Annotated in this window: 5 protein-coding genes; all 5 read right to left on the bottom strand. The window is 65.3% G+C overall.

Features of this window, described 5'->3' with window-relative positions; translation table 11 throughout:
- Positions 1–248, bottom strand: a 248-nt coding sequence (locus EN884_RS23975; protein ID WP_128360771.1) for an ATP-binding cassette domain-containing protein, incomplete at its 3' end; no start/stop codon positions are given.
- Positions 245–1,231: a branched-chain amino acid ABC transporter permease gene (locus EN884_RS23970; protein WP_024502520.1), complete on the bottom strand. Its 987-nt coding sequence runs from the start codon at positions 1,229–1,231 to the stop codon at positions 245–247. The genes EN884_RS23970 and EN884_RS23975, both read right to left, overlap by 4 nt.
- Entirely contained in the window at positions 1,228–2,145 is a 918-nt protein-coding gene (gene urtB, locus EN884_RS23965; protein WP_244514271.1) for an urea ABC transporter permease subunit UrtB, read from the bottom strand. The genes EN884_RS23970 and urtB overlap by 4 nt, the downstream gene beginning before the upstream one ends.
- Positions 2,090–3,211 (bottom strand): class II histone deacetylase, encoded by a 1,122-nt coding sequence (locus tag EN884_RS23960; RefSeq protein ID WP_013532992.1) that lies wholly within the window; start codon positions 3,209–3,211, stop codon positions 2,090–2,092. Before EN884_RS23960 ends, urtB begins: the two co-directional genes overlap by 56 nt.
- Positions 3,212–3,294: 83 nt before the next feature.
- Positions 3,295–5,499, bottom strand: a 2,205-nt coding sequence (locus EN884_RS23955) for a LuxR C-terminal-related transcriptional regulator (protein ID WP_128360770.1), incomplete at its 5' end; no start/stop codon positions are given.

The raw sequence follows: 5,499 nt of genomic DNA, 5'->3' as shown, positions 1-5,499 counted from the left end.
GCGATGCCGAGCCGGGCGATGCGATGCAGCGGCAGGCCGGCTATGTCGTGGCCGAGGAAGCGCACGCTGCCGCTGGTCGGGCGCAGCGTACCGGTCAACACATTGAGGAAGGTGCTTTTGCCGGCGCCGTTCGGGCCGATGATGCAGCAGAGTTCCTTGTCGCGTACAGTGAGGTTCAGGGCCTCCAGCGCCTGCAGCCCGCCAAAGCGGATGCCGACATTTTCGGCCTGGAGCAGGATGTCGCTCATTGTGCGCGCCTCCCGCCTTTGAACAGGGCTTTCAGTCGCGCGTAGATCGACAGGATGCCGTCCGGCAGGACGAAGACGATGATGACGAAGACACAGCCGAGCAATAGCGGCCACAGGCTCGGGTTGAAACTGCTGATCGTCTGCTGCGCACGCTGGATGAAGATGGCGCCGAGCACCGGCCCCAGCAGCGTGCCGCGCCCGCCGACCGCCACCCAGACGATGACTTCCGTCGACAGAAGCAGTCCGGACAGATCCGGTGCCACCAACCCCGCCATGCAGACATAGAGCGCGCCGGCAAGGCCGGCGATCGCCGCCGACAGGACGAAGGTGACGAGCAGCCGCAACGGCGCATTGTGGCCGAGCGCTGCTGCCCGGACTTCATTGTCCTGTATGGCGGTCAGCACCGTACCCCAGCGGCCACGGCTGATCGACCACAGCGCCAGCACGGTCACCGCGACGATGGCCGAGACGAAGATGTAGCTGGGCAGGTCCTGGCTGAGATCGACGTGCAGCCCGCCGACATCGAAGGCAATCGGCGGAATGCCGATCAGCCCGCTGTCGCCGCCGGTGACCGAGCTCCAGGAGACCGCCGCCTGCTGGCAGATGACGCCCATGGCCAGCGTGACGATGGTGAAATAGCTGCCACGGATGCCGCCGAAAAACAGGAAGTAGCCGATGATGGCGGAGACCAAGGCCGCACCGGCCACCGCACCGATGATGCCAAGCAGGCTGGCGAAGGAGATCGCATCGTTGAGCGTGATCAGCGCCATGATGTAGCCGCCGATGCCGAAAAACGCAGCGTGGCCGAAACACAGGATTCCAGTGCGGCCCCAGAAGAAGTCGAGGCTCGCGGCGAACAGGCCGAAGATCAGCGCGTCGCGGATCACGGTCAGCTGATACCCGCCGACAAAGAACGGATAGATGATCGCGAGCGCCACGCAGGCGGCGAAGATCAGCAGCCAGTTGCGGTCGCGGGCGATCATCGCGACGCTCCGTTGAACAGGCCGTTGGGCCGAAGCCGGACAGCGACGATGGCCGCCAGCAGCACGACCGCCTGCGCCAGCGACGGCGAGATCTGATAATTGAGGATGCTGGTCAGCCCGCCGACGAAGACGCTGCCGGCGACGAGGCCGCCGATCGAGCCGACGCCGCCGACAATGACGACGAAGAAGGCGTTGGCGAGATAGTTCACCCCCATCTGCGGCAGCACGATCGCCAGCGGCGCGACCAGTCCGCCGGCGAGCCCGGCGATGGCCGCGCCGAAGGTGAAGGCGATGGCGTAGGTGCGCCGCGTGTTGATGCCGACGCCCTCGGCCATTTCGCGGTTCTGGATGACGGTGCGGATGTCGAGACCGAAGGACGTGCGGCTGATCAGCAGGATGACGCCGAGCAAGGTCAGCATGGCGATGCCGATCAGGATCAGCCGATAGGCCGGGTAGACGGTGAAGAAGAGGTCGAGCGTGCCCTCGATAGGCGGCGTCACCGGCTTGGCGCCGAGACCGAAGATCAGTTCCAGCCCTTGCTGCAGGATCAGGCTGACGCCCCAGGTGGCAAGCACAGTTGAGACCGGCCTGGAATAGAGATGGCGGATGATGGCGAATTCGAGGATGCAGCCGATCACCGCGCCGGCGATGGGGGCAGCCGCCAGCCCTAGCCAGAACGAGCCACCCATGCTCTGGACGAAATAGACCGCGAAGGCGCCGACGGTGACGAACTCGCCATGTGCCAAATTGGTCACGTTCATCAGGCCGAAGCTGATCGCCAGCCCGAGCCCGACCAGCATCAGGATACTGATCAGCGTCAGCGCATTGAGCAGCGTGGTGATGACGAAATCCATCGCGTCAAGCCGCACTGGCGAGACGTTGGCGCAGGCCGGCGAGCAGGCCTTCGGCGGCATCGATCACCGCGGCCTGATGAAGCTGCAGGTCTTGCCCGGCCCATTCGTCGATATGGTCCGACAAAGGGTCGACCACTTCGGTACGGTGATTGGCTAGCGTCTCGATGACGGCATGGCCGCAGAACGGCACATAGCCCTCGGAGTAGCCGCCTTCATGGGTCATCATCAGGCGCCCTTGCGAGGTCTCGGCGGCCAGCGCAACCATGCGCGCGGCGAGACGCCTGAAGCATTCGCTGTTGAGCATCATGCGGCCGAGTGGATCGAAGCCGGACGCATCGAAGCCGGAGGCGACGATGACGAGGTCCGGTCTGTAGGCGCGCAGTGCCGGTGCGACAACGCGGTCGAAAGTCGCTTCATAAGCACCGGTGCCGCTGCCGGCCGGCAGCGGGATGTTGATGTTGAAGCCCTCGCCGGCATCTTTCCCGTTGTCGGCCAGCGCACCGCGCCCGGTCGGATAGAGATTGTCCTGGTGCACGGAAATGGTCAGAACCGACGGGTCGGAATAGAACACCGTCTCGGTGCCGTTGCCGTGATGCACATCCCAGTCGACTATCGCCGCGCGCCCGAGCAAGCCTTCATGCTGCAGCCGGCGGACAGCGACGCCAATGTTGGAGAACAGGCAGTTGCCCATCGCCTGGTCGGGCTCGGCATGGTGTCCCGGCGGCCGCGCCAGCGCATAGGCATTGTCGACGCGGCCGGTCAGCACGGCGCGCATCGCGGCATAGGTGGTCCCGGCCGACAGCAGCGCGATGTCAAAACTGTTGAGGCCGATCGGCGCCTGCGGCCCGGCGAAACCGGAGCCGCGTTCGCTGAGCATGCGAATATCGTCGACATGGCGTTGCGTGTGCACGCGCAACAGGTCGTCGACCGAGACCGGCTCGGGGATGATCGGCACCAGATGCCGCGACAGGCCGCTGACCTGGATGAGGTTGTTCAGCCGGCGCTTGGAGCCAGGGGATTCCAGATGCCGGCCGGGTTCCACGAAACGGCCGGGCGGCATCATGTCGGCGCTGGAGCCGGTGTCATGCCACATCAGCTGTTCGTGAAAAACGTAGCCTGTCGCCATGCGCAGCGTCCTCTGAAAACCAGGTGACGCTAGCAGGCTAACGATCAGATGGCCCGACCCGAAAGTGGGGTCGCGCCTCTTATCTATGCCCCTCCTTTCGGAGGGGTATGGGCGCCTGCAGATCCTTGCGCGGCGCGCACCGCCTGCACCCGGTTGGTCACCGCGAGCTTGCCGAAAATGTTCTTCAGATGCCATTTCACCGTGGTCTCGCTCACCGACAACGCCAAGGCGATATCGCGGTTGGACATGCCCTCGGTGAGATAGCGCAGCAGTTCGGCCTCGCGCTGGGTGAGCTGTTCCTTCTCGGCGGCTGGTGCGGCCAGCTTGCGCGTCGCGACAGGCATCGCCTGCGCGGCATCGATGATGCGCGACGCATAGGCTGACAGTGCGGGATCGGTCTTCGCCTGGGCCGCGCGCAGCCGCATCAACCCTTCGACAACAGGCCTTCCCTCGTCGACGAAAGAGCGGATGAAGCCGGAGGGTTGGGCGAGACGCAACGCATTGAGGAGATTGCGGTCGGCCTCGCGTTGGTCGTGGAAGGCGCTGGCCGCCTTGGCGCGCAGGATCAGCGCCAATATATGGCGGCGCATGCGCCCGCTGTCTTTCGTGCGCTCGAGCAGCGCGTCGAAAACCCCCGCGGCAGCGGCATAGGATTTCTCGGCCGTCAGCAGGCGGCCCTCGGCAAAGAACTCGAACTCGTTGGCGGTAGTGATGACCACCGAAGCCTCGGTCCCTTCGCCCCGATGCTCGGCCAGCAGCGCACGCGCCTCGGCAATACGGTTCTGGTCGAGCAGCACACGTATGCGGTCATGCACGATCATCGATGCCAGGCGGCGATACACCGTGCCATGTACGCGTTGATAGACGCGCTCAAGCATATCCAGTGCCGCTTCGGTGCGACCGGTCAGCTGCAGCACGCGGGCATAGGTCGGCACGCTGGCCAGGGGATAGACGATGACCGCCGCGCCCTCGATCTGCGGTCCGAGATTCTCGACCAGGGTCAGCGCTTCGCCCGACGCATTGGTCTCATAGGCAAGTTCCGCAAGCAGCGTGCCGGCCAGGGCCTCGGCATAGGAGTTTGCACCGATCCGCGCCCGAGCCTCGATGATCGCGTTGCGCAGCAGCCGCTCGGCGGCGGGCAAGCGGCCCGCCGAACGCTCGATCACGGCCATGTAGCAATTGGCAATGGTGACGCCGAGCAGGCTGCCGCTTCGCTCATGCGCCCGGCGTGCCGCATCGATGGCGGCGCGTGCGCCGTCGAGGTCACCCAGCGCATAGAGGTTGTAGCCAATGACATTGGCGGTCGCGCCCTCCATGAACCAGGCATCGGGCGCGATGACGCGCAGGGCCGCAAGGGCTGTGGCGCGCGCCTGATCGAACTGCTCCAGCGTGCTGTGAACGGCGGCGGCGAGAACCACGAGCTCGGCCTCGATCGTTGTGCCGGTCATCGTGCCCGGGTCGTTGCTGTCGGTCGGTCCGGCTTCGACCAGCTTGCGCGCATTGCTCAGCGTCTGTTGGGCAATCTCCGGCTGGCTGCTGTGCACCGCCAACCACAGCACGACCAGCTGCAGCCGAATGCGCTGGTCGATCAGCTTCCTCGGCAGCAGTGCCAGCAGCTGGCGCACGTAGAGAAGCTGGCACTGGGCGATGAGGTCGAGCGCATTGTTCTCCACGAACACCGCCGCGCGGGCCTGGTCGCCGGCGGCCAGCGCGTGCCCGATCGCCTCTGTCAGCATCTTGCGCTCGCCGAACCATTCGGCAGCCGCCAGATGCAGCGGCGCGATCATCTCCGGTTCGCGCCGTTCCATTTCGCGGCTAAGGAAATCGCGGAACAGATGATGGTAGCGGAACCAGCGCCGCTCTTCGTCGAGCGGCACCAGGAACAGGTTGCGCGTCTCGATCTCGGTGATCGCCGCTTCGGCGTCGGCCGCGCGCATCACCGCCCGGCAGGGCTCGGCGCTGAAGCGTTCGAAGATCGAGCTGTAGAGCAGGAATTTTGCGATCGCCGGCGGCAGTTCCAGGAACACTTCGCCCATCAGGAAGTCGGCGACGTTTCGGTTGGCGCCGGTAAAATTGCCGATGACGGTTTCCGGTGCATGCGCGGCACTCAGTGACAAAGAGGCCAGTTGCAGGCCGGCGGCCCATCCTTCGGTGCGCGAGCACAAGGTCTCCACCGTGCCGCTGCTGACGCTCAGGCCCAGCTTGTCGTTGAAGAAAGCTTCGGCCTCGGATGAGGCGAAACGCAGATCGTCGGGGCCGATTTCGAAAACGTCGCCAAGCACCCGGAG

The organism is Mesorhizobium sp. M7A.F.Ca.AU.001.01.1.1, assembly GCF_004022735.1.
In the GTDB taxonomy this organism is placed as follows: Bacteria; Pseudomonadota; Alphaproteobacteria; order Rhizobiales; family Rhizobiaceae; genus Mesorhizobium; species Mesorhizobium ciceri.
This window is presented reverse-complemented; position numbering and strand designations above follow the sequence as displayed.